Below are 23,831 nucleotides of genomic sequence, written 5' to 3'. Positions count from 1 at the left end.
AAATCGTTTTATAGTGGTCCGGAAATACCTTGTTTACGAATCATTAAGAAGTGAGCTCCCATTAGTCCAAGCAATACACCAGGCAGGAAGAATACATGAATTGCAAAGAAGCGGGTTAATGTTTGAGCACCAACAATGTGTTCATGACCAGCAAGTAAAACCTTAACTTGAGTACCGATGAATGGTGTCGCTTCGGCAATCTGCAGACCTACTTTAGTAGCGAATAACGCTTTCATATCCCAAGGTAATAGGTACCCTGTAAAACCTAAGCCAAGCATGACAAAGAAAATAAGTACCCCGACAACCCAGTTCAATTCACGAGGTTTTTTATAGGCGCCTTGGAAAAAGACGCGTAGAGTATGTAAAAACATCATTACAAGTACTAAACTTGCACCCCAGTGATGCATTCCACGTACAATTTGTCCAAAAGCAACTTCATTTTGAAGATAATAAACAGATTCCCATGCGTTTTTAATATCTGGTACATAGTACATGGTTAGAAACATACCAGAAAGAATTTGAATTACGGTTACGAAGAAAGTAAGACCTCCAAAGCAATATACAAACGCTGAAAAGTGGTGCGCTGGGTTAACATGCTCAGGTACTTCATGGTCTGCGATATCGCGCCACAAAGGCGTAATATCTAAACGTTCATCTACCCAGTCGTAAATTTTGTTTAACAATAGTTACGCCTCCTTCCGTGGTTGAGCTTTACCGAGATAAAGATAACCATCTTTTTCCTTGAATGGATATACATCAAGTGGTGCTAATGGCGGTGTTCCTGGAATGTTTTTACCGTTTTTCTCGTAGCGGCCATAATGGCACGGACAGAAGAATTGACCTGGATGTTCCTTGTCAGTATTCCAGTTAACAGTACAACCCAAATGTTTACAAGTAGGCGAAAGGGCTACAATTTTCCCCGCATCATCCTTATAAACCCAGGCGATATTCGTTACTTCTGACTCATACCAGGCATCCTTTTGTTTAAAAGTAAAGTCAACTTTAACTGGATCTTTTGTTAAATCAGATACCTTTTGCTTTGTAGCAACAAAATCGCCGCCTTCTTCAGCCTTTAAAACAGGATCAACTGCAAATCTTACCATTGGCATTAGCATACCAGCCGCCATGAAGCCGCCTACCCCTGTTAGGGTGTAACTTAAAAATTGACGTCTTGAAACGCGTTGCTTACTCATGCTTATATCCCCCCCTCTATTCACGAAGTTAAGTCCATCGGACAATAATTTAACACATATAAAACTAGGACATAACAATGATATATCAATCTTCATGTTAGGTCAATATCATACTATTTTAAAAACATATATTATCGTTGGTTTTACTGATTTTCATGCCATTTTTGAGTAAAGAGAACTAAGAGCTGCTTAACTTGACTATCAATAACTCCTATTTTTTGCGAATCATCCAAATGCTCAAGCGGGATTGAAGGAAGCCAAATTACCGTGCCATGTAGTTCTTTTTCCCGTGCTCTCCACTCTATTTCTGATGTTATGTAAAAAATATGTTTAAACTCCCCCTTTGCTAGGCTAGCCTCCCAATCCTTCAAATCACTTAAGGTACTTTCACCATTTTTGGAATTTAGATATGTAAATGGCGGGATTAATATTAATCTTCCCGTAAATTGCCTTTCTAAATACCCTGTTAATAAAGTGATAAACTCTGCTGCTGCCGCTGACTGCTTTATCTCCCCTCCTATGGAAACTGAAATTAACGGAACAACAGCTGTGTCCACATACTCTTTGGCATTCAAATACGTCTCAATATCTTGAGGTATCCACTTCATATCTTTGCACCAACCTTTAATTTCACTATTAATATAATATCATTTTCCACATTAACAATAAAAGATAAAGAGGAATATTTAGTAAAATTCTAATGTTAGAAAAAAACAAACAAAAGGAAGCTGCTCATCGCAAACTTCCTTTTTGCTCGGTCATTGTCAAATTATTTAATTTTTGTGTTAAGCTTTGGAATGCTTTGCGATCGTGTTTATCTAGTGCCTCGTCAATCAATTGAAGAATTTTCTCACGTTGAAAGTGTTCGATGCTGTGCTGCAATAATTGTTCTGCAACGATTCCATCCTTTTCATTTACTTGCAAATGTTTAGGAACGTATAAATTTTCTTCTAGAACAGCAGCATACTGGTGTGCCTGATTGGCAGCATGAAAGTTTAATTGAATAAAAATATCCTCGTCTCGATTTAAACGAATATCGTGAAAGGATTTTTCTGCGTCCGTCGTCATCACATTTTCTTTATAGAATCGAAACGGAACTTTATCCACACAATGTGTAGACATAATCAAACCTCTCGGACAATACTGTGCTTGCTCAACGAAATGAACCTTTTCCATCAGTTGATCGTGGCTCATAAGATAGTTGAGGATCCATACACATTCTCTTCTTTTTAATTGATAATGATTTAGAAACCAACGAATAAAGTCCTTCTTCTCGTTGACAGAAACAGGGGTTGCCATGATAGTTTCCCTCCTCTGCAGAATCAGCTATTTTAATCTTTCAACCCTGTAAGACGTTCAAGTAAATCCAAATACTCGACGTTTGTTGGATCTTCATTAAGCAGTTGTTTAAAAATTTCGGCAGCGCGGTCGGTTTTTCCTTCTTCAATTAAAAAATAACCGTAATCATGTAAAAATGTTTCATTTCTCTTAAAAAAAGTATATGCACTTTCATATTTGTCTAATGCGTAAGAAAATTTTTCCAACTTATGAAAGCTAAGTGCAGAATCCCATAAAAGCTGGGGTTCTTCATCTTCCTTAATGTCAAGTTGAGCAATTAACTCAATGACATCCTCATATCTTTCTTGGAGGAAAAAGAGCTTATTTAATGTTAGTGCAGCTTCTGTAAATCCTGGATCAAGGGCAAGTGCCTCACGAAAATATTTTTCTCCTTCCTCCACTTTTCCTAACTTGATGGCAATTTTCCCACCAAAGAAAAATAACTCTTTATTAAATTCATCTTGTTTTATGCCTTCTTGAATCGTGAGTAAACTATTCTCAAGCTCTTCCTCCCGTTCATAAGCTAACGCAAGATGTAAATAAAGTGAATGATATTCAGAATCTAGCGCTTTTAATTCAATGAATTTTTCTATAGCAGTTCGATTATATCCAGCCTGAAGAGCTGTAAAAGCGTATCCGAATAACGTGTTAATCTCTAATTTTTCATTAATTGCCTTCTCGTAATAAACCAAGGATTCCTCAAACATTCCAGATGCACTTAAAAGATCTGCAATCCGTTGGTCAATATTCACTCCAGCTATTTCATTTACCTCTTTTAAAACCTTTTCATACGCATCCATTGCCTTTGATATTTCACCTTGTTCACTGTAAAGTTCACCTAATGCAAAATCTATGATTACTTCATCAGGCAATATCGCCTTTGCCTTTAGAAGCTTTCGTTCACAAACTTCATATAAACCCTGAACTTGATAAAGATCGGCTAACAAGAGTAATGATTGTCCAAAATTTCCATCATGTTCTGATATCTTTTCAAGGACAAGTATCGCTTCTTCATCTTCCCCAGCCTCGACTAAAATTTCACCTAGCAGAACAAGGAGTTCACCTTCCTCGGGGAATATCTCTAACAAATTTTCAACTAATGCCTTTGCCTCATCAAGGAAACCATATTGAAACATTTCTTCTCCTAGAAGAAATTTCTCATCTGGCATTCCACTTTTTAATACAACATTATATTCATTTAAAGCATCATTATGTTGGCCGTTTTCTAACATGTTAATAATTTTATTTACTCTTTCCATTGACACTTACCTCTCGTTCTCCTAGATTGACAGAGAAAAATAAGATGGGGTTTGCACCCTAACATGTTCTCCATTACCAGGTTTAAATATCACGTTATCACCTGCACGTTGAACCGTTCCCTTGTGAACAGTCACTACGAGTCTATCACCATGATAATGAAATAAATTCACTTCATCAATATTCTTGATCTCATTTATTTTTGTGTATAGATTATAACTTACCTCAGTACCACTCATTAAACTAGCTTTTTGAGGGTATAAACCGATTTTATTTAATACAGTAATAGTCAATGGGTAATTTTCTTCTATTTCTTCGTAAAGTGCAGGGATATTTTCTCTTTTCATGATACCTTTCCATTTCGACAAAACTGTCTTAACTTCCTTCTTCTGGACGGAAGAAATTATTGGAATTAAAGGACTGTTGAACGGAAACATGGCTTCTTTAATCCAGCCCCAAGGTATTTTTTCTAATTCATCAAAGTTTTGCAGGTCAACAAAAATAGCTGGTATTTTTTCCTTCTTACATTTCCTAATAAACGATTGTGTTAACAATCGAATCGGTACTCTTACCCCTATTAAATAGTCAATAGGACTACTTAATAGAGCCGTTTTTAGTTCGGTAATTTTAGTGGTTAATTCATTTTCATAGGAAACATTTACATAGGTAAATAAGGTGGTGCATCCTTTCAACATAAATTCCTTAATCAGACACCTTTTTAATTCTTGAAAGGATTTAATTTGTGGGATACTTGAATTAAAAAGAACATATGACGGGGTCATGATAAATGGACCAGCATTCATTTTTATCAGTCTATAATGACTAAAATGCGAATCAATTTTAGCTATGCGATTTTTACTAATTAATAGCGAACATGTTTTCAACTGCTTGTCTTTAAGGAGATTGGCATTTTCAATGATATACATCGTCCACCACCCTATTCATTTCTTTGCTACCTTTTACTTTATTTCCTTATGACAAGCTATGCGCAAAATCAATAAACTATGACATACTAACAAAATCAAATTCATTTAAAAATAATGTTGGTTAAAGGTTACTGTTGATTTTATAGCCAAGTTTAACAGAACCAAAAATAAAAAAAAGCTGCATTAAAATGCAGCTTTACTTAATGAGACTGTTTAAATGAGCAAAGAAGTTAGGATAAGAAACTGAAATTGCTTCGGGATTCACTAGTTCTGCTTCATTTTCACATAGGAGTGCTGCTATTGCCAGCATCATCCCAATCCGATGATCGCCATGACTTGAAACCGTTCCACCGCTTAATACGGATTTCCCGTATATAATCATTCCATCTTCAGTTGCTTCGATTTTAGCACCTAATTTTTTCAACTCGTTAACCACTGTATCTATTCGATTTGTTTCCTTAACTTTTAATTCCTCAGCATCTTTAATAATGGTCGTCCCTTCAGCTTGTGTTGCTAAAAGGGCAATAATTGGTATTTCATCAATTAATTTTGGAATTAAATCACCTTCAATGACTGTACCTTTGAGACTGGATGTCTTTATAATGAGGTCACCAAATGGTTCAAAAGAGGTTTCCTCATTTTGAACAATCTCTAAGTCTGCACCCATCTTTTTCATAACCTCGATAATGCCTGTTCTGGTAGGATTTAGGCCAACATTTTTCAGAACAATTTCACTGTCAGGAATAACAGCACCAGCGACAAGAAAGAACGCTGCAGACGATATATCCCCAGGTACATGAATCGACGTTGCTGTCAGCTTTTGACCACCCTTAACCATAATATTTTGGTTATCCTTATGGATTTCTCCACCAAATTTTTTGATCATTCTTTCAGTATGGTCGCGAGTTTCCTCTGGCTCAATAATAATACTTTGTCCTTCTGCTTGCAGTCCCGCAAGGATAAGAGCAGATTTCACCTGTGCACTAGCAACTGGAAGCTGGTAGTTTACAGGTTTTAGCCCACCACCACGGATGGAAATCGGAGTGAAGGAACCATCTTTTCGCCCATCTATTCTTGCACCTATTTCTGATAATGGGTTCGTAACCCTGGTCATTGGCCTTTTTCCAATCGACTCATCGCCCACAAGAGATGAGAAAAATGGTCTTCCTGCCAAAATACCCATTAATAAACGGATCGTTGTTCCTGAATTACCAACATCCAGTACTTCAGTCGGTTCAGTTAATCCCTCAAAACCTTTTCCAATAATGCGAAGTTGATTATCAGATTCCTCAATAATAACTCCGAGTTTTCGAAAGCATGAAATTGTACTTAAGCAATCTTCTCCAGGCAAGAAATTAGTTACCTTGGTTTCACCATATGCGATCGAACCAAACATAACAGATCTATGCGAAATCGATTTATCCCCTGGAATTGTTATCTTACCATTTAAACCATTTATGTTAGTTTTAAGTTTTAATGACGTCATGAAAAATCACCTTTTATTCATATCATTTTAGGAACCAATAGATGTTGCATAGTTGGAATAACTGCCAATACAGCGATCAGCATTTTGCCGATCCTCTTCGGTTTGAAAACTAATCACTAAGACTCCATTAATATCTTCTCGTGTTTCTAGAATCCGAATATTTGTAATGCTAATTTCTTCCTTTGCTAAATAGCCAGTAATTTCCGAAATCACACCCGGGTAATCTGGAATATCGACAAATAAATCATAAAATGCCGGAATCGCACCTTTTTCTTTCAGTGGCAAGCCATCACGAAATTGCTTTGCTTGCTGAAAATAGTCGTAAATTTCAGAACTATTTTCATTTTCAAGTAATGCTTTAACCCCATTCATTTCTTCTTGCCATTGATCGAGTAATTCAATTAAGATTTCACGGTTGTGCAGGAGAATATCCTTCCACATCTTTGGGCTGCTCGAAGCAATCCTAGTTATATCCCTAAATCCGCCAGCTGCTAGTCGTGGAATAAGACTTTCTGCTTCTGCTAGTTTTTCAGTTTGGCGAACAATAGAGGCAGCGATGATATGAGGGAAATGACTGACAATTCCAGTGAGATAATCATGGTTTTCTGGTGTAATAGTTAAAAACTTAGCATTGGTGCCATTTAACCATGCTTTTAATAATTCTACCTTTTTATTTTCTACATGTTCTTGCGGTGTTAACAGGTAAAAGGCATTTTCAAATAATATTTCTTTGGCAGCAGATACACCACTTTTATGGGAACCCGCCATTGGATGCCCTCCAATAAAGGTGATTCCTTGGTCCTTCAGGCTTTTGGCACTTCCGACAATCTTACTTTTTGTACTTCCTGTATCTGTCACGATTACCTCTGGATGGAGAGGGATGCCCGCAAGGAACTGAATAATTTCCTCTGTTTCATTTACAGGTGCAGAAATAATAATTAAATTAGCGTTAATTGCACCACTGTAGATATCTTCAGCTATTTCATCAATGACTCCAAGCATTTTTGCAAGCCTTGCTTGTTCACTATTAATATCAAATCCTACAATAGTTACATCCTTATGCTCCTTTTTTATACAAAGGGCTAGAGAACCGCCAATTAATCCTAAGCCAATTACAAATACACGGCCTTTCAATGATAACTCCCCCTAAACAACAAAGCACTACTCTGTTTTACTAATAGCTAAGGATTCTCCAAGTGCTTTTAGGACACCGACATTTTGTTCATAGGAGCCTACTGTAATTCTAACACCGGTTGGAAAACCAAGAGCTTTTCCGGAACGGACGATATATCCTCTCTCCAATAAATGTTGGAAAACCTGATCCCCATCCATTTTACAATCAATTAAAATAAAGTTAGTTTGTGATGGATAAAAATTAAGTTCATTCTCACCACAGAATTGATAAAACTGTTCAAGCCCCTGCCTATTTTTTTCTTTACAGACTTTTATAAATTCCTGGTCCTTGATTGCTGCAGATGCTGCTAATTGACCTAAAGAATTAACATTAAACGGCTCCCTTGCAGGTTCAAGCGCTTTTATAATCGAGCGATTGGCAACCCCATATCCAATTCTCAAGGCAGCAAGTCCATATATTTTAGAAAAAGTTCTTAGGACAATTAAATTTTCATACTTACGAGCTAGGTTAACGGAATCATAGTAATCATCAGCAACAACATATTCAAAATAGGCTTCATCCAATACAACCAGAATATCTGATGGAACTTTTTCTAGAAAAGCGATTAATTTATTTTCTGGTATATATGTACCGGTAGGATTATTAGGGCTGCATAGCCAAATAACATTGGTCTGTTCATCAATAGCTGCAAGCATTGCCTCTAAATCATGTTCTCCGTTTAGCAGCGGTACTTCCTTACTAACTGCCCCTTCAATAACAGCATTGTGCTTATATTGTGAAAAGGTAGGTGTCGCCATAATTGAATTGGCGTTCGGATGTAAAAGTGCCCTAGAAATTATTTGGATAAGATTATCTGAACCATTACCAAATATTAATTCATCTTCGTCAACCTGTAAAAATGAAGCAAGTGTCTCTCTTAAATTTGTAGCGTACCCATCAGGGTAAATCGCTAAACTTGTTTGATTCGATTGAAGAGCGGTCAACACCTGTTCTGAACATCCAAAAGGATTTTCATTTGATGCTAGCTTAACAATTTGGTCGAGTTTATATTGCTTCTTTACTGCCTCTATTGATTTACCTGGTTGATAGGGAGTCAGTGTTAATAACTGCTCTTTCCATCTCATATTTATACACTCCATTCTTGTAGACGTATTCTATCTTTCAAAAAGATCCTCCCATTACGCTAAACTATTGCTTAGGTCGGGTCTAAGGACTTTAGCCCCTTTTAAGTATACATGGTTAATTTCTTCTTGAGATTGTGTTGTATTTACATGCATCATGATTCTAACACACATTTTCAAGGAATTTGGAACAGGCATTTCCTGCATGCACATGACAGGAACGTAAGTCCACCCCTCAAATTTACGCAATGCCTTTGCCGGGAATACCGCATTAATATCCTCTGTTGTTGAAATGAAAACAGATGCAACTAATTCAGGTTGGATATGGTTTTCCTCAATTATCTTCTCCAGCAGTTCTTCTGTGGCAGTAATAATTGCTTCCTCTGTGTTCTGATTAACTGTGATTGCTCCCCTCATCCCTCTTATCAAGACAAGACCCCCCTTTAAGAACTTTTTAACTCTTCAAATAAAACTGTTTCTGATATTTCCTTTAGGACTGGCTGACCCAATTGTTCGAGTAATACAAAACGAATCGAATGCAAAACAGATTTTTTATCCTGCTTCATTTTATTAATTAAATTTTCATGAGAGAGATTTTCAGGTATTTTCGATGCATACCCAAGTCTTTCAATCCAGTTTGTGAATTCTTCTAAATCGAATGAAAGCCCTAGTAATTTTTTACTTACCTTTAATGCAAAAATCATCCCTACCATTACTGCTTCCCCATGAGTAAAATTCCCATAACCCATTTCTGATTCAATAGCATGACCTAACGTATGACCTAAATTCAAGTAAGCCCGAATTCCAGTTTCTTTTTCATCCTGACTAACGATTTTACCTTTTACCTTTATCCCTTTTATGAGGGATTCCGATAACAACTCCATAGGTAAGGTTTGAAGGTCTTCCACATTTTCTTTCAGCCAATCAAAAAAATCGGAATCATCAATAAGTGCATGTTTAATAACCTCTGCAAATCCCGAACGAATTTCATGAGCAGGAAGTGTTTTTAAAAATTCTAAATCATAAAAGACGGCTTCTGGCTGATGAAAGGCTCCTATCATATTTTTCCCGAGTGGATGATTGATCGCTACCTTTCCGCCAACAGCACTATCGTGAGCTAATATGGTTGTTGGGACTTGAATAAAAGGTATACCTCTCATAAAAGAGGCGGCAACAAATCCTGACAAATCTCCTACTGCACCACCGCCAAATGAAAGTATAACAGATTTGCGGTCAAGTCGGTTTTCAAGAGCAGTTGAAAGCGCAGAATAATAAACTTCAAAGGTTTTTGCCTTTTCGCCACTAAGGGCAGTAAAAATTACAGGATCAAACGATTTAAGCTCAAACAATAATTTTTCTAGGTGTATCTTAGCAACGGTTTCATCTGTAATAATTAATATTCTGGTTAGACCCTCAAAATGTTTCTCTAAAAAAGGGCCAAGCTCCTTACTTACACCTTCCCCCACAAAGACATTATAGTTTTTTGACGCTGTTTGGATTTGAATGGTTTCCATTAAAACTCCCTCGCATATTCTCTCTGCCTTTTTATTTCAGTAGCAAAAGCATCAAAGCGGTCGCTGTAAAATTGTTCAATCAGGGCGTTTGCAAGTTCCCATGCAACAGCATTCTCTGCAACCACTGCAGCAGCAGGTACAGCACAACTGTCTGAACGTTCAACGCTCGCAGCAAATGGCTCCTTAGTATCAATATCTACGCTCATCAGTGGTTTATATAATGTGGGGATTGGTTTCATCACTCCTCTGACAACAATTGGCATGCCAGTCGTCATTCCACCTTCAAAGCCACCCAGTCTGTTGGTCTTGCGGTAATAACCTTTTTCTTGATCCCAAGCTATCTCATCATGGACTTCGCTTCCTGGTTTGCTAGCGGCCTCAAAACCAATGCCAATTTCTACACCCTTAAACGCATTTATACTCATAATGGCAGCGGCTAATTTCCCATCCAATTTACGATCATAGTGAACGTAGCTCCCAACTCCAGCTGGCATACCCTTAGCAATCACTTCCACGACTCCGCCGATTGAATCACCATTTTTCTTCGCTTCATCAATAGCAGCCATCATATCCTTTTCCACATTAGAGTCAGCACATCGAACAGGAGAATTTTCTGTCTTGTCCTTTAATGCCTCAAAAGAAAGAGAATTATCAGTATTAGCTTTTATTCCACCTATTTCAACGACATGTGAAACTAGTTCAACTCCTACCAATGATAAAAGTTTCTTGGCAACAGCACCTGCAGCGACTCTAACAGTTGTCTCACGGGCAGAAGAGCGTTCAAGGACATTTCTCATATCCCTATGTCCATATTTAATCGCTCCATTTAAATCCGCATGACCAGGACGGGCACGAGTTACTTTACGTTTAACTTCATCCTCCTGACCTTCATCTAGGGGCTCCGCTCCCATAATCTTCGTCCAATGCTTCCAGTCATTGTTTTGAACTACTAATGCTATTGGAGAGCCAAGAGTGTAGCCGTGACGGACTCCCGAAACGATTTGGGCTGTATCCTTTTCAATTTGCATTCTTCTTCCACGGCCATATCCTTTTTGGCGCCTGGATAATTCCTCATTTATATCTTCTAATAATAATGGCATTCCAGCAGGGAGGCCTTCTAATATTGTTGTTAATTGCGGCCCATGGGATTCTCCTGCTGTTAAGTATCTCATTCCCATACTCTTTCCCCCTTCAACTCATTAAAGAATTTTTTTATCAATATACCATATAGCGCCCAATAAACATAGTATAACAATTCAGAAAATAAGGATTAAATTAATATAGAGAAATAAAAAGACACTTGTATAATAGCTATACAAGTGTCTCAATTTATTTAATTAGTATATCCATTCGTTAACTAGTTTATTGTATTCTACAACACCAGAATCTTTAAAAAACAAGCCAATTTCACGCTCTGCACTCACAGGTGAATCTGAGCCATGAATAACATTTTTACCAACAGTTAAACCAAAATCACCGCGAATAGTACCTGGTGCAGCATCTTTTGGATTGGTAGCACCCATCATTTGGCGGGCAGTAGCGATGACATTTTCACCTTGCCAGACCATTGCAAAAACAGGACCAGAAGTAATGAAATCTACTAATTCACCGAAGAAAGGACGCTCCTTGTGCTCACCATAATGTTCTTCAGCTAGTTCATTGGGAATGCTCATTAACTTCGCTCCAACCAATTGAAAGCCCTTTCTTTCAAAACGTGCGACGATTTCTCCAATTAAGTTACGCTGTACACCATCGGGCTTTACCATTAAAAATGTTTTTTCCATGAATTCCACTCCTAAAAATTAATTATTATGTATATTGATTGTATTTAAGAAACAATCCATGAAAAATATTATCATTTTTTCGAAAATTTAACAAGTTATTTAGAATTTTCGTTTCCCAATAACCTTTGCAATATCGTTTAGGGTTTTTTTTGCTTTATTCGCAGGTATCCCCTCTAATTCTGCTAAAGCTTTTTGTAAGTAAAGATCGCTTAGTGCGAATGATTTTTCGATTGCTCCTGATTGCTTAATTAACGAAATAATCTTTGTTATTTCATGAGCATCCATTTCCTCATTGACCTTTTCTATTTCATTACGGATTTCGTCATTTTCCATTGCGTAAAGAGCTGGAGCAGTAACATTCCCCTGCACTAGGTCTCCTCCAGCAGGCTTCCCAAGTTCCTTCTCAGTTGAGGTAAAGTCTAAAATATCATCAATTATTTGATAAGACATTCCGACGTAATACCCGAACCGATAAAGTTTTTTATGGATGGTTTCTTCCACCTCTGCAGCTATAGCTCCTAATTGGCAGCTAACTGCAATTAACAGGGCAGTTTTCCTCTTAATTCTGCGGAGATAATCTCGCAGATTTTGATTAAAGCGATATTTATCTTTAATTTGTTGAATTTCACCTAATGAAACTTCAACAATCGTATTGGCTAAAATTTTATGGGCTTCGGGATTTTCGATATTAGTCATCAATTCAATCGCAAGAGCAAAAACAAAGTCACCGGTATACATAGCAATTTTGTTATCCCATTTGGATTTCACCGTAGGCTGGCCACGGCGAAGATCAGCATCGTCTATCACATCATCATGGACAAGTGATGCCATATGAATTAATTCAAGAGCAACAGCAACATTCTTCATCACATGGATATCATATTTACCAAATTTTCCTGCAAGCAAAACAAAAACAGGACGAATTCTTTTCCCGCCGGCTTGTAATGTATGCATAGAAGCCTGTCTAAGCAGAAGGGAATCTGCCTTTATAGTCTCTTCTAACTTTTTTTCAATCAAGTTAATATCCGAATTCAAAAATGAATACATCATTTTTAATTTCATTTGAATTCACCAGCTTTTCATCCTGTCTTCGAGTTCAATAAATTAATTTTTTTTACCAATATGTACAGCTGCAGCACCGCCGCTATATGGTTTGTATTTCACTTCTTTGAAGCCAGCTTGCTCAAACATTTTAGCTAGCTCCCTCATCCCTGGAAAATTACGTGCTGACTCATGAAGCCAAGCATATTCTCGATAGCTTTTTGCAAGCAATTTACCAAACATCGGCATAATAAAGCGAAAATAAAAATAATAGAGCTGTTTATAGCCAATTAGTGTAGGTTGTGATGTTTCTAGACAGACAGCGATTCCATCTGGCTTTACTACACGGTGCATTTCTTTTAAAACTTGCAGGTAATCAGGGACATTCCTTAAACCAAAGCCAATCGTTACATAATCAAAACTATTATCAGGAAAAGGGAGTTCCATTGCGTTTCCATGTACTAACTCAACCTGTTTTAACCCAAGCTCTTTAACCTTTTCAATACCCACATTAAGCATATTTTGGCTAAAATCCAATCCTGTAACTCCACCTGTTGGACCAACCGCTTCTGCTAAGGCTATTGTCCAATCAGCAGTACCACAGCAAACATCGAGAGCTTTTGAACCAGGCTGTACATTCATTTTTTTCATCGTGTCTTTCCGCCACTTGATGTGCTGTTGAAAACTGATAACAGAATTCATTTTATCGTAGTTATCAGATATCTTTTCAAACACATTGTGAACTCGCTGTTCTTTCGATTCCTGCATGATTTTATTACCCTTCTTCCACAAAAGTTTTTGCATTTGGCTGGTATTGGCTTAAGATTGATACAACCCTTTTCTCAAGTAATTCATTTAAGTATGGCAACTGTTCTAATCCCTTTTCAATAACTTCTTTTGACCTTGCAAGATGATGGTCGCAACACAGAAATAAGTGATTTTGCTGTTCCCTAGACAACTCTTTCGCCTTATTATTATTGATTGGGAAAACAATTGATTTTAAGGCTTCGAACAATACCGAACTTCCTGTTTGTAAAAATTGACGTTTTTCATGAAGTAAACGTTTAAATAAAAGCAGGTTTTTTAGAAAATCATTCCATAAATCCACTTTAAAATACTCGGAAAGATGGGCAAGTAAGGAACTTTCAATCAGCCCAATACTTGTCATTAGCTCTTCTATGTCTAAAATTTCATTTTGATATACAGAAATTTTATTTTCATTGACTTCTTTAATTCCTCTAGAAAGTGCCTTGATCATCATTATATCTTCCGAATCTGCTAGAAGCTTATAATATAAACCACTAAAATAATCGCCTGCTAGAACGGTTAATTGACGATTTTTTTCTTCTACAGATGCATCTGTAATATGTTCATGGGTATCAAGGGCAATTTGAATTAACATTGTTGACAAGGCGTAGTTCTGCATATCACTGTATGACAATTCGAGGCGATCCATTATTGAGATTAGAAGAAGCAGTTTATCTTCGTCAATAATCGGAATTTCAATATAATTAAGCAAGTATGTGTCACAAACTCTTTTTTCGACCTGCTCTCTAATATTTGTGAATTTTTGTCGAATGTCCAGCAATTTAATCACCCTTGCTTCCCCGAAGTAATGTCTTTATGTATTCTTATTTCCTATTTGCATAGTAAAATTCATGCCGTTTAATAAAGAAAAGCCTAACCATTCTCTAAAAACAAGGCAGACACCATTATATCATAAAAGGTTTTCTTTAGGCAGAAATTCACAAAATAATCATTTACGCTCATATGAAATAAGATGAAAACAATGTGATTCGAACTGATTATCTTATTTTTTCAATTCACTTTCTACTTCACCCAGATGAGTAAGAATTTTCGCATTTCCCCTGATTTTTATAGCAGAAGTATGCTCAGTAAATTGAGCTATAAGCACTTCTCCTTTATCCAGCTTCTCAGAATGATGAAATTTTGTATCTGTGCCCCTTGTTAAGCCGATAACACTGACACCATCATCAATCGCTTTAATAACTACATACTCACCATTTTGTGGATAGCGTTTCTCCATTTGATCACCTCAAATACTTTAGGTAAATTAGACTAATATTTTATTAAAGATAGCACTTCAGCCCGAGCAATCGCATCATCAGCAAGAACACCGCGGACTGCAGTGGTTACTGTTTTAGACCCTGGCTTTTTTACACCGCGCATGGTCATACACATATGTTCTGCTTCGACAACCACCATCACTCCGTGCGGTTCTAATTTTTCCATCATGCTATCAGCAATCGTGGAAGTAATCCGTTCTTGGAGTTGAGGTCTTTTTGCTACGGCTTCTACAGCTCTTGCCAATTTACTCAATCCAGTAACACGACCATTTTTCGGGATGTAGGCTACATGTGCTTTACCAAAGAAAGGAACGAGATGGTGTTCACACATAGAATAAAAAGGGATATCTTTAACCAATACCAATTCTTCGTGATCTTCACTAAAGATGGTTTCAAAATGCTTCTTCGGATCCTCATTTAATCCACTAAAAACTTCTTCATACATTTTTGCTACACGTTTAGGTGTATCAAGCAGTCCTTCACGGTTTGGGTCTTCACCGATTGCTTCTAATATTAAACGTACCGCTTCTTCAATTTGGGCACGATTCACTTGTGACATATTAAAATTCCCCCTATTGTTCAGTCAAGTATATATGACAAATACATATTAGCACAATCTTTTTAGTTCAAGCAAAAAAGTAGAAAAAAGGCCATGGACTTTACCATGACCTTTTTACTTAAGCATTCGCCTCTTGCAATAAATTTATGTAATTATTTTACTGCGTCTTTAAGCGCTTTACCTGGTTTAAAAGCTGGAACTTTGCTAGCAGCGATTTCGATTTCCTCACCTGTTTGAGGGTTACGACCTTTACGAGCTGCACGCTCACGTACTTCAAAGTTTCCAAAACCGATTAATTGTACTTTATCACCATTTTTTAAAGCATCTAAAATCGCATCAAAAACAGCATCAACTGCTTTAGTAGCGTCCTTTTTTGAAAGCTCGCTTGCTTCAGCAACTGCATTAATAAGTTCTGTCTTGTTCATGCCATTCACCTCCTCCCAAAGAAATTATCAAGATTCGTAAATAAGATTACTTATCTACATTTCTAAACAATTTTTCTGATTTCTATACGTCATAGCTCGGTTTTATTACCAAAGTAACCTTAAATAACTAAATTGGTAACTCAAATCTATTTTTTCAAGGAAAACCCTTATGAAATAAGGGTTCAAACACTATAACGTAATTCAGTTTAAAGATTATCATAATCAATTCAGCATATCAAGAAGATTTCATTAAATAATGGTAATCTTTTCTTTTGTTCAACAAAATTCTACTTATTTTGCCCATTTTGGTAAATTTTTCCCACTAATGTCCGTGAAAACAAAAATACAACACCCTCATTTCCACAAAAAAAAGACCCCGATTAGGAGTCAGAGCCTATAGAATAATGGCAATTAAGCCGCCTGAGCCTTCGTTGATAATTCTCTCTAACGTTTCTTTAAGTTTATATCTTGCATTTTCTGGCATTAAGCTCAGCTTTGCTTGGATACCCTCACGAACAATGGAGCTTAAGCTGCGGCCAAAGATGTCTGAATTCCAAATGGATAACGGGTCATCTTCGAAATCCTGCATTAAGTATCTTACAAGCTCCTCACTTTGTTTTTCCGTACCAATAATTGGGGCGAATTCAGATTCCACATCCACTTTGATCATATGAATCGATGGTGCTACAGCACGAAGCCTTACGCCAAACCGGGCACCTTGACGAATAATTTCCGGCTCTTCAAGACTCATATCAGAAAGTGTTGGTGAGGCAATTCCGTAACCCGTTTGTTTCACCATTTTTAAGGCATCAGCAATGTGATCATACTCTGCTTTAGCATGGGCAAAATCCTGCATTAATTCGAGCAGATGATCTTTCCCGCGGATTTCTACCCCAACGATTTCTTTTAATATATCATCATACAATTCATCTGGGGCAATTAAATCAATTTCAGCAACACCAGAGCCCATTTCAATTCCTGCTAATCCAGCTCTTTCAATAAATTCAAACTCACTAAAATGTTGGACAACTCGATCAACATCTCTTAATCTCTTGATATCTTTTACAGTTTCCTTGACAGCATCTTGATAGCTTTCACGAAGCCAATGGTTTTCTCTTAGAACCATAACCCAGCTTGGCAAATTCACATTGACTTCAAGGACAGGGAACTCGTAAAGTGCTTCACGGAGGACATTCAGAACATCACTGTCGCGCATACTTTCAACACTCATGGCAATTACCGGGATATCATATTTTTCTGCTAAACTCGATCTTAGCGTTTCAGTGCTTGGATGGTAGGGCTGAGCACTGTTAACAACCATGATGAACGGTTTGCCAACTTCCTTCAGTTCGTTAATAACTCTTTCTTCTGCCTCAATATAGTTACTTCTTGGAATCTCACCTATTGTCCCATCCGTTGTAACAACCACACCAATAGTGGAATGCTCCTGAATGACTTTCCTAGTGCCAATTTCAGCAGCTTCATGGAAAGGAATTGGTTCCTCATACCATGGGGTAGTAATCATTCTTGGTCCATTTTCATCCTCATAGCCTTTAGCACCTGGCACTGTATAACCAACACAATCAACTAGCCTAATATTGACATTTAATCCATCATCAACATGAACAGTTGCTGCTTGATTAGGCACGAATTTCGGTTCAGTTGTCATAATTGTTTTTCCTGCAGCGCTTTGAGGCAGTTCATCCAGTGCCCGTGACCTCTCAGCTTCACTGTTTATATTCGGTAACACGACCAGCTCCATAAATTTTTTAATAAATGTAGATTTTCCAGTCCGTACTGCTCCTACTACCCCTAAATAAATATCACCGCCTGTTCTTTCGGCAATATCTTTAAAAATATCAACCTTTTCCAAGTGATCCCCTCCCGATCATAGAGTAAAGTGGGATTAAACATCCATTTTAGGTATTTTTGGACAGTATATGTTTATGACGTTGTCCTATAATGTTATGACACTTTTCGAAAACTTTTTTACCCCCTTATTAAGAATTCACTAAGTTCTCTTGTATCTGTAGTGTCTGAACATTTGATTTAATGGAGGGTTTCAATATATTTTTTTCTTTGGCATTAGCAAAAAAAACCCTTCTCCTACAATATATTTCATAGGAAAAGGGTTATGACTAAATATAAGAATAAGCACATTATTCTTCTAAAAATACCGGTTCTTTCGTCTTAGAATCCCATGTATATGGCAAGGAATAGGCAGGCACAAACATTGAATCATTCACTAAAATTGAGCGAATATCCTCCCCTGATTTTACCTTCTCGTCCGTTTTTTTCATTGCTTGGTATAAATCCGGGCGATAATCTACATATACTTCTGCACTACCAGTTATGACAAAAGATAAATTTTGATTAGTAAACGGACTGACAATGAAAGGATCTTTTTTATATCCTAGCTGTTTAAAATCAAGGGAAAAAACATTTTTAGCAATTTGCTTTTTATATGGTGGATACCCTTTTGTTTTAATTCGTAATTTAATATCTCGTATCACATCTGTTATTCTTAAATCAAATAATTTTACAGTCGGCTTGGTCTCCACATCTACGAGTACATATTGGAAGACCCCCCCATTTTCATAAGCATTTCCTGGCGGCTCCGCGATATATTTTGGAGTGATTTTTTTAAATTCAATTGGATACTTCTGATAAATCGGCGTTTCTGCTTCTTTTGTTTTTATTGGAAGGATTCCGCTATTTTCCTCTCTAAAGGCATCCACAGCGGTTTGAACAGCTTGAATTTGATCTCGATAAGGGATTTGATTCTTCGCTAATTCCTCTTGAGGATACATGCATCCTGCCAGTAAAAAAGCGGTTAAAGCTAGAAAACAACCGAGCACATTCCATTTCATTCGATCACCACTTTATTTATGTATTTAACCCTGATTATGTTAAGAAAACTATAAGAAGCGTTAGGCCAGAAACAATCATTAATAAGTAAGCGATAATTGCAGTAATAATTCGAAATACTCCTTTTAACTTATATCTGCTGAAATAAATTGTCATAATCGCAAGGAACATAAACCCCATTCCAGCAATTGACACCCACATTTTAAACATTGCTGGTGACACACTAAACTCCCCCTTTTTCGAAAATTAATTATATCACAAGCTATAACTTTTCTAGAAAAATTTTAAACTAAAAACTTTCATGTTCTCTTCCTCACCAAAAAAAAACCGAAGTAAAGAGGGGCGAATTCTTTACTTCAGCTTTAAAGACTAAATAACCCATACTCCAGCGTCAAACTACCAGGTTGCTTCGTTGCATTGTATGCAATCTAGACACAAAGCGCCTCTTTAGAACGCCTATTTATTAATAAAAATATTCATGAGCAGTAACACTGCCCGCCCCCATTTAATGACATTTGGGACATTTTTTAGTCTTCAATATTCCTTTCATCTAAAACATTAACCAAATCTTCCATTTCGTGGGTCTTTCCACGTGCCATTAATACATCTACAGCGTCTATTGCGTTCTTCCCGTTAAATAAGACATCATATAGCGCAAAGGTTATTGGCATATTTACATCATACTTTTTCGCTAACTGATAAGCCGCTTTGGTGGTTCTCACACCCTCTACAACCATCCCCATGTTATCCAAAACCTCATTAAGGGTTTTCCCTTTACCTAATAGGTTTCCCGCTCTCCAGTTCCTTGAATGGACGCTTGTACATGTAACAATTAAATCACCTATTCCTGCTAGGCCTGAAAAAGTTAATGGATTGGCTCCCATTTTGGTTCCTAGACGAGCAATTTCAGCTAATCCTCGTGTCATTAAGGCTGCCTTTGCATTATCACCATAACCAAGCCCATCTGTAATACCCGCTGCAAGTGCAATAATATTTTTTAATGCACCACCTATTTCAACACCGATGATATCTGAATTCGTGTACACTCGAAAATTGTTGTTGATGAATAAATCCTGTACTTTTTCTGCGGCAGCCATATTTTCTGAAGTAACGGTTACCGTTGTTGGGTGACGAAGGCTTACTTCTTCAGCATGACTAGGACCAGACAGAACAACGACACCTTTTAGCAATTCTTTGGGCATTTCTACTCTTATTATTTCTGATATACGCATTAATGAATCAGGTTCGATTCCTTTACTTACGTGTGCGATCAAAATCGGACCAGCTTGCACGGTACGGATTTTTCCAATTACCTCACGTATTGCTTTCGTGGGAACAGCTAATATAATTGTATCCACTCCCGCTAATGTATCACTTAATGAAGCATACCCCACAATTAATTCTGAAAGAACGATCTCAGGCAAATATTTCTTATTTGTGTGCTCTTCATTAATTTCTTTCACCTGAACCTCGTTATGGCTCCAAAGACGGACTTCATGTCCATTGTCCGCAAGGACCATTGCCAATGCGGTTCCCCAGCTTCCAGCTCCGATAACAGCTATTGCAGTTTTAGTAGCATTCAATTTAAATCACACCCACCTTATCTTTTATTTTCTTTCTCTTGCAAAAATTTTGATAGGAGTTCCTTCAAATCCAAAAGCATCTCTAATTCTGTTCTCTAGGAAGCGTTCATAGGAAAAGTGCAATAATTCAGGTTCGTTTACAAACACAACAAAGGTCGGCGGTTTAACAGCCACTTGGGTTGTATAATATAATTTTAAGCGTCTGCCATTGTCTGTTGGGGTCGGATTCATTGCTACTGCGTCCATGATGACATCATTAAGGACACTTGTTTCAACCCTCATCGAGTGGTTTTCACTAGCAGTGTTGATCATTGGCAGAAGTGTATGGATTCGTTTTTTTGTTTTTGCGGATAAAAACACAATTGGAGCATAACTAAGAAATAAGAAATGTTCCCTGATCTTGTGTTCAAGTTCCTTCATGGTCTTCTCATCTTTTTCAATAGCGTCCCACTTATTTACAACAATAACGATAGCCCTGCCGGCTTCATGTGCATACCCAGCTATCTTTTTGTCCTGTTCAATGATTCCTTCTTCGGCGTTAATGACAACAAGAACAACGTCAGAACGTTCAATTGCCCTTAGTGCACGGAGGACACTATATTTTTCCGTACTCTCATATACCTTACCTTTTTTCCTAATTCCTGCTGTATCAATTATGACATATTTTCCCCCATTAAATGTATATGGAGAATCGACTGCATCACGAGTTGTACCGGCAATATCACTTACGATTACACGTTCTTCGCCTAATATAGCATTTACCAATGAGGATTTCCCTACATTTGGCCGCCCAATTAAGGAAAATTTGACTACATCTTCACCATATTCAATAGGTTTGTTTTTTGGAAAATGTCTTGCTGCTTCATCCAATAAGTCACCTAACCCTAGTCCATGTGCCCCTGAAATTGGAATAGGCTCACCAAACCCTAATGAATAAAAATCATAGATATCTTCACGCATTTCAGGATTATCTATTTTATTTACAGCTAATACAACCGGTTTTTTAGACTTATATAATATTTTTGCCACTTCTTCATCGGCTGCTGTTACCCCTTCTCGTCCATTTGTTAAGAAGATAATAACATCAGCCTCATCAATCGCAACTTCCGCTTGTTGGCGGATTTGCTCTAAAAAAGGTTCGTCACCAATATCTATACCACCAGTATCAATCACGTTAAAGTCATGTGTTAACCACTCACCTGAACTATAAATACGATCTCTTGTAACTCCTGGAATGTCCTCAACAATGGAAATACGTTCACCGACAATTCGATTAAAAATAGTTGATTTTCCTACGTTGGGCCGTCCTACAATGGCAATAACAGGTTTAACCAATTACAATCGCCATCCTTTCTTTTCTATAATCAAATACAATTTAGTATGTTAGCATAGAGTGAAACTTCCTTCAGTGGGGGTCTTACTTCCCGTTAATGCGGGATAATTCCCTATAGTTCTTATTAAGTAAAGAAACCCTTCTGTCATCTAGAAGGGCCTAACTATATTATATTATCAATGATACTCCTTTCCCGCAATGGGGAAGCTTGACAAGATTCTAAATTACGAGGATTTTTGCTTTCCTTTTTCAAAGAAATGAAAATGATTTTGCAATATTGTACCAGCGTTTTCCAATGTACTCCATCCTGCAAGCAAAAGTGCCGTTAACGAACACACATCTAAATAGGCAAATTCCCCAATTAAATAGGGAAATTGGAATTTATTTAATATATATGCATATAAAATCTCTCCCTGCATTCCACCTGCAAAAATTATGATCAATCTCCCTTTTAAAGTTTTTTGCAATAGTATGGCTAAATACCACAATGCTATACCCATCATCCATTCCTTCTTAAAAACGATCCAAATTGGATCAAATATCTCAAATAAATGGAAGGTTACATATGCGATTGTTATTATGAATGAACAAATAAAAAAGTAAATTATTCCTCCTCGTTTTTCCTGGCTAATGAATAAATAACAGATACCTAAAATAAATAATCCACTTGCTTGTACTTCAAATTCACCTACCATAAATTGAATATTTGATAATATTAGTGCAATTAAAACGATAGCAGCAAGTTTAACTCGAAATGGGTTTTGTTTTTCTAAAATAAATGTTAAGTAAATCCAAAAGGCCCAACAGCTCCAATAAAAGAGTAACCCTTCCAACTCATACACCTCCTATTATTTTCATTATTGGTAATCTTTATGTAGTTTCATACTTCCTTGAATAATATTTCCTGTGTGAATCATCTTATTAAGAGGAGGTGTGTAGGAATGGGAAAAGACCGACAAGAACAAAAGTTACGCGAAAGTAGAAGAGTGGAGTCAGATCGTGATCAGGCATTACATTATCCTGGCTCGACAAAATTATCAAGTCCTGAGGAAGCAAGAGATTTAAATGATGGAAAATATGATAAATAAAAAAGAGCTCTCGCGAAAGCGGGAGCTTTTATTTATTGGTGCGCTGAGCAAATTGTTTTGTATCGATGCCTCTTTGATTTAACCAATGATAGGTTTCGCCAGATATTATTAGTGGTGCATTTTTTAAATCTGAAACTGTCTTTGTACCTAAAGCAGTCATAATCATTTTTAATTCCTCATGAAGGATTTCGATTTCTTTCTGTAACGTTTCTATCCCATCTTTAACAAGAATTTTCAAGAAATAACCTGCCATGCCAACAGCATCTGCTCCAATCGCTATTCCTTTTGCAATATCATGCGCTGACATAAATCCCCCCGAGCCAATGATGGATAGATGATTAGAAACTGACGTTGCTTCAAGAATAGATACACCCGTCGGGATTCCCCATTGATTAAAAAAAGACAGAGATTTTTCCCTGCGCTTATTTTCAATTTCAGCAAAATTTGTTCCCCCAGAGCCGCCCACATCAACCACTTTAACACCAATTGACGAAAGTGAATGAACAGTTTCCTTTGCCATACCGAAACCAACTTCTTTCACAATAACAGGGACTGTTAGCTCTTTAACAATGGATTCAATTCTTTTAAGTGCACCAGAAAAATTCCGATCTCCCTCTGGCATAGTTAATTCTTGAATTACATTTAAGTGTATTTGCAGGGCATTTGCTTCAACCATCTCGATAGCAGCTTTTGCGTCGTCTGGTGAGGCTTCACTCCCTAAATTTGCAATAATAACACCTTTGGGATTCTCTTTACGGACAATTTCATAGGTGTATTTTTGAGTTTTATCTTTTAATGCAGCCATTTGTGACCCAACAGCCATTGTTAAACCGGTATTTTTAGCTACTATTGCCAGCTCTTTATTGATACGATAAGTTTTTTCACCACCACCACCGGTCATGGCATTGATAAAAATTGGCGAACTTAAATAAAGTCCGCCAAATTCATGGTCTAATCCAACATCGAACACACCGATATTCGGTAATCCCTGGTGAATAAATTTTATATCATCGAAAGCTGAAGCATGATGTTTCCTATTATCAAGGGCATAACGAATGTGGTCCCATTTTCGTTCAGATCTAGACACTTAAAT

27 protein-coding genes are annotated in these 23,831 nt (G+C 37.1%); 1 reads left to right on the top strand and 26 read right to left on the bottom strand.

Annotated features, from left to right (window positions below):
• Nucleotides 1–8 precede the first annotated feature (8 nt).
• The 25 genes from qcrB to J7E66_RS00695 all read right to left on the bottom strand — a co-directional run bounded on the left by qcrB (nucleotide 9) and on the right by J7E66_RS00695 (nucleotide 22,483).
• Nucleotides 9–683, bottom strand: coding sequence for a menaquinol-cytochrome c reductase cytochrome b subunit (gene qcrB / locus J7E66_RS00815; protein WP_214997575.1), 675 nt, complete (start codon nucleotides 681–683; stop codon nucleotides 9–11).
• 3 nt (nucleotides 684–686) lie between these two features.
• Complete coding sequence (locus J7E66_RS00810) at nucleotides 687–1,193, bottom strand: QcrA and Rieske domain-containing protein (RefSeq protein ID WP_251027032.1); 507 nt, start codon at nucleotides 1,191–1,193, stop codon at nucleotides 687–689.
• A gap of 143 nt (nucleotides 1,194–1,336) precedes the next feature.
• Complete coding sequence (locus tag J7E66_RS00805) at nucleotides 1,337–1,801, bottom strand: YpiF family protein (protein ID WP_214997574.1); 465 nt, start codon at nucleotides 1,799–1,801, stop codon at nucleotides 1,337–1,339.
• A 124-nt stretch (nucleotides 1,802–1,925) separates the two neighbouring features.
• On the bottom strand, nucleotides 1,926–2,492 hold the full coding sequence (locus tag J7E66_RS00800; RefSeq protein ID WP_214997573.1) for a ReoY family proteolytic degradation factor: 567 nt from the start codon (nucleotides 2,490–2,492) through the stop codon (nucleotides 1,926–1,928).
• Between the two features lie 32 nt (nucleotides 2,493–2,524).
• Nucleotides 2,525–3,790 carry a tetratricopeptide repeat protein gene (locus J7E66_RS00795; RefSeq protein ID WP_214997572.1) on the bottom strand — a complete coding sequence of 422 codons (1,266 nt, stop codon included), beginning with the start codon at nucleotides 3,788–3,790 and terminating at the stop codon, nucleotides 2,525–2,527.
• A 21-nt stretch (nucleotides 3,791–3,811) separates the two neighbouring features.
• Nucleotides 3,812–4,714 carry a hypothetical protein gene (locus J7E66_RS00790; RefSeq protein WP_214997571.1) on the bottom strand — a complete coding sequence of 301 codons (903 nt, stop codon included), beginning with the start codon at nucleotides 4,712–4,714 and terminating at the stop codon, nucleotides 3,812–3,814.
• 196 nt (nucleotides 4,715–4,910) lie between these two features.
• Nucleotides 4,911–6,200 (bottom strand): 3-phosphoshikimate 1-carboxyvinyltransferase, encoded by a 1,290-nt coding sequence (gene aroA, locus J7E66_RS00785; RefSeq protein ID WP_214997570.1) that lies wholly within the window; start codon nucleotides 6,198–6,200, stop codon nucleotides 4,911–4,913.
• 27 nt (nucleotides 6,201–6,227) lie between these two features.
• The gene (locus J7E66_RS00780; RefSeq protein ID WP_214997569.1) at nucleotides 6,228–7,334 is read right to left on the bottom strand and encodes a prephenate dehydrogenase; all 1,107 of its coding nucleotides are present in this window, start codon (nucleotides 7,332–7,334) and stop codon (nucleotides 6,228–6,230) included.
• Between the two features lie 27 nt (nucleotides 7,335–7,361).
• Nucleotides 7,362–8,459, bottom strand: coding sequence for a histidinol-phosphate transaminase (gene hisC / locus J7E66_RS00775; protein ID WP_214997568.1), 1,098 nt, complete (start codon nucleotides 8,457–8,459; stop codon nucleotides 7,362–7,364).
• A 54-nt stretch (nucleotides 8,460–8,513) separates the two neighbouring features.
• Nucleotides 8,514–8,885 (bottom strand): chorismate mutase, encoded by a 372-nt coding sequence (gene aroH / locus J7E66_RS00770; protein ID WP_214997567.1) that lies wholly within the window; start codon nucleotides 8,883–8,885, stop codon nucleotides 8,514–8,516.
• A gap of 14 nt (nucleotides 8,886–8,899) precedes the next feature.
• The gene (gene aroB, locus J7E66_RS00765; protein WP_214997566.1) at nucleotides 8,900–9,970 is read right to left on the bottom strand and encodes a 3-dehydroquinate synthase; all 1,071 of its coding nucleotides are present in this window, start codon (nucleotides 9,968–9,970) and stop codon (nucleotides 8,900–8,902) included.
• Entirely contained in the window at nucleotides 9,970–11,142 is a 1,173-nt protein-coding gene (gene aroC, locus J7E66_RS00760) for a chorismate synthase (protein ID WP_214997631.1), read from the bottom strand. The genes aroB and aroC overlap by 1 nt, the downstream gene beginning before the upstream one ends.
• Nucleotides 11,143–11,307: 165 nt before the next feature.
• Nucleotides 11,308–11,754: a nucleoside-diphosphate kinase gene (gene ndk, locus J7E66_RS00755; protein ID WP_214997565.1), complete on the bottom strand. Its 447-nt coding sequence runs from the start codon at nucleotides 11,752–11,754 to the stop codon at nucleotides 11,308–11,310.
• 99 nt (nucleotides 11,755–11,853) lie between these two features.
• Nucleotides 11,854–12,816: a heptaprenyl diphosphate synthase component II gene (hepT, locus tag J7E66_RS00750; protein ID WP_214997564.1), complete on the bottom strand. Its 963-nt coding sequence runs from the start codon at nucleotides 12,814–12,816 to the stop codon at nucleotides 11,854–11,856.
• Nucleotides 12,817–12,858: 42 nt separating this feature from the next.
• Nucleotides 12,859–13,563: a demethylmenaquinone methyltransferase gene (locus J7E66_RS00745; RefSeq protein WP_214997563.1), complete on the bottom strand. Its 705-nt coding sequence runs from the start codon at nucleotides 13,561–13,563 to the stop codon at nucleotides 12,859–12,861.
• A 7-nt stretch (nucleotides 13,564–13,570) separates the two neighbouring features.
• Nucleotides 13,571–14,392 (bottom strand): heptaprenyl diphosphate synthase component 1, encoded by an 822-nt coding sequence (locus J7E66_RS00740; RefSeq protein ID WP_308162438.1) that lies wholly within the window; start codon nucleotides 14,390–14,392, stop codon nucleotides 13,571–13,573.
• A 213-nt stretch (nucleotides 14,393–14,605) separates the two neighbouring features.
• Nucleotides 14,606–14,842 carry a trp RNA-binding attenuation protein MtrB gene (gene mtrB, locus J7E66_RS00735; protein ID WP_168244924.1) on the bottom strand — a complete coding sequence of 79 codons (237 nt, stop codon included), beginning with the start codon at nucleotides 14,840–14,842 and terminating at the stop codon, nucleotides 14,606–14,608.
• A gap of 32 nt (nucleotides 14,843–14,874) precedes the next feature.
• Nucleotides 14,875–15,441 carry a GTP cyclohydrolase I FolE gene (gene folE, locus J7E66_RS00730; RefSeq protein WP_168244925.1) on the bottom strand — a complete coding sequence of 189 codons (567 nt, stop codon included), beginning with the start codon at nucleotides 15,439–15,441 and terminating at the stop codon, nucleotides 14,875–14,877.
• Between the two features lie 152 nt (nucleotides 15,442–15,593).
• Entirely contained in the window at nucleotides 15,594–15,866 is a 273-nt protein-coding gene (hbs, locus tag J7E66_RS00725; RefSeq protein ID WP_024030636.1) for a non-specific DNA-binding protein Hbs, read from the bottom strand.
• 394 nt (nucleotides 15,867–16,260) lie between these two features.
• Nucleotides 16,261–17,739 carry a stage IV sporulation protein A gene (gene spoIVA / locus J7E66_RS00720; RefSeq protein WP_098931601.1) on the bottom strand — a complete coding sequence of 493 codons (1,479 nt, stop codon included), beginning with the start codon at nucleotides 17,737–17,739 and terminating at the stop codon, nucleotides 16,261–16,263.
• 286 nt (nucleotides 17,740–18,025) lie between these two features.
• Nucleotides 18,026–18,736, bottom strand: a complete 711-nt coding sequence (locus tag J7E66_RS00715) for a hypothetical protein (protein WP_214997562.1) — start codon at nucleotides 18,734–18,736, stop codon at nucleotides 18,026–18,028.
• A gap of 34 nt (nucleotides 18,737–18,770) precedes the next feature.
• Nucleotides 18,771–18,956, bottom strand: a complete 186-nt coding sequence (locus J7E66_RS00710) for a DUF2768 domain-containing protein (protein WP_088088805.1) — start codon at nucleotides 18,954–18,956, stop codon at nucleotides 18,771–18,773.
• Between the two features lie 305 nt (nucleotides 18,957–19,261).
• Nucleotides 19,262–20,317: an NAD(P)H-dependent glycerol-3-phosphate dehydrogenase gene (locus J7E66_RS00705; RefSeq protein ID WP_214997561.1), complete on the bottom strand. Its 1,056-nt coding sequence runs from the start codon at nucleotides 20,315–20,317 to the stop codon at nucleotides 19,262–19,264.
• A gap of 24 nt (nucleotides 20,318–20,341) precedes the next feature.
• Nucleotides 20,342–21,652 carry a ribosome biogenesis GTPase Der gene (der, locus tag J7E66_RS00700; protein WP_088088807.1) on the bottom strand — a complete coding sequence of 437 codons (1,311 nt, stop codon included), beginning with the start codon at nucleotides 21,650–21,652 and terminating at the stop codon, nucleotides 20,342–20,344.
• Nucleotides 21,653–21,874: 222 nt separating this feature from the next.
• On the bottom strand, nucleotides 21,875–22,483 hold the full coding sequence (locus J7E66_RS00695) for a YphA family membrane protein (protein WP_214997560.1): 609 nt from the start codon (nucleotides 22,481–22,483) through the stop codon (nucleotides 21,875–21,877).
• A gap of 108 nt (nucleotides 22,484–22,591) precedes the next feature.
• On the opposite strand from J7E66_RS00695, the gene J7E66_RS00690 reads away from it, so the two are divergent.
• Nucleotides 22,592–22,738: a YpzI family protein gene (locus tag J7E66_RS00690; protein ID WP_214997559.1), complete on the top strand. Its 147-nt coding sequence runs from the start codon at nucleotides 22,592–22,594 to the stop codon at nucleotides 22,736–22,738.
• A 28-nt stretch (nucleotides 22,739–22,766) separates the two neighbouring features.
• Here the strand turns inward: J7E66_RS00690 and fni are convergent, their stop codons facing one another.
• The gene (fni, locus tag J7E66_RS00685) at nucleotides 22,767–23,825 is read right to left on the bottom strand and encodes a type 2 isopentenyl-diphosphate Delta-isomerase (protein WP_214997558.1); all 1,059 of its coding nucleotides are present in this window, start codon (nucleotides 23,823–23,825) and stop codon (nucleotides 22,767–22,769) included.
• Nucleotides 23,826–23,831 lie beyond the last annotated feature (6 nt).

This window comes from Bacillus sp. ISL-7 (genome assembly GCF_018613065.1).
Note: the sequence above shows the minus strand (reverse complement) of the source record. Positions and strands in the feature narration are given on the sequence as shown.

Excerpts from the sequence above, each read along its gene's own strand:
- J7E66_RS00790 (WP_214997571.1), bottom strand. The coding sequence starts at position 4,714 with ATGTATATCATTGAAAATGCCAATCTCCTTAAAGACAAGCAGTTGAAA.
- J7E66_RS00715 (WP_214997562.1), bottom strand. The coding sequence starts at position 18,736 with ATGAAATGGAATGTGCTCGGTTGTTTTCTAGCTTTAACCGCTTTTTTA.
- mtrB (WP_168244924.1), bottom strand. The coding sequence starts at position 14,842 with ATGGAGAAACGCTATCCACAAAATGGTGAGTATGTAGTTATTAAAGCG.
- J7E66_RS00810 (WP_251027032.1), bottom strand. The coding sequence starts at position 1,193 with ATGAGTAAGCAACGCGTTTCAAGACGTCAATTTTTAAGTTACACCCTA.
- hbs (WP_024030636.1), bottom strand. The coding sequence starts at position 15,866 with ATGAACAAGACAGAACTTATTAATGCAGTTGCTGAAGCAAGCGAGCTT.
- aroC (WP_214997631.1), bottom strand. The coding sequence starts at position 11,142 with ATGAGATACTTAACAGCAGGAGAATCCCATGGGCCGCAATTAACAACA.
- J7E66_RS00745 (WP_214997563.1), bottom strand. The coding sequence starts at position 13,563 with ATGCAGGAATCGAAAGAACAGCGAGTTCACAATGTGTTTGAAAAGATA.
- aroB (WP_214997566.1), bottom strand. The coding sequence starts at position 9,970 with ATGGAAACCATTCAAATCCAAACAGCGTCAAAAAACTATAATGTCTTT.
- ndk (WP_214997565.1), bottom strand. The coding sequence starts at position 11,754 with ATGGAAAAAACATTTTTAATGGTAAAGCCCGATGGTGTACAGCGTAAC.
- hepT (WP_214997564.1), bottom strand. The coding sequence starts at position 12,816 with ATGAAATTAAAAATGATGTATTCATTTTTGAATTCGGATATTAACTTG.
- J7E66_RS00800 (WP_214997573.1), bottom strand. The coding sequence starts at position 2,492 with ATGGCAACCCCTGTTTCTGTCAACGAGAAGAAGGACTTTATTCGTTGG.
- J7E66_RS00690 (WP_214997559.1), top strand. The coding sequence starts at position 22,592 with ATGGGAAAAGACCGACAAGAACAAAAGTTACGCGAAAGTAGAAGAGTG.
- J7E66_RS00805 (WP_214997574.1), bottom strand. The coding sequence starts at position 1,801 with ATGAAGTGGATACCTCAAGATATTGAGACGTATTTGAATGCCAAAGAG.
- hisC (WP_214997568.1), bottom strand. The coding sequence starts at position 8,459 with ATGAGATGGAAAGAGCAGTTATTAACACTGACTCCCTATCAACCAGGT.
- folE (WP_168244925.1), bottom strand. The coding sequence starts at position 15,441 with ATGTCACAAGTGAATCGTGCCCAAATTGAAGAAGCGGTACGTTTAATA.
- J7E66_RS00795 (WP_214997572.1), bottom strand. The coding sequence starts at position 3,790 with ATGGAAAGAGTAAATAAAATTATTAACATGTTAGAAAACGGCCAACAT.
- aroA (WP_214997570.1), bottom strand. The coding sequence starts at position 6,200 with ATGACGTCATTAAAACTTAAAACTAACATAAATGGTTTAAATGGTAAG.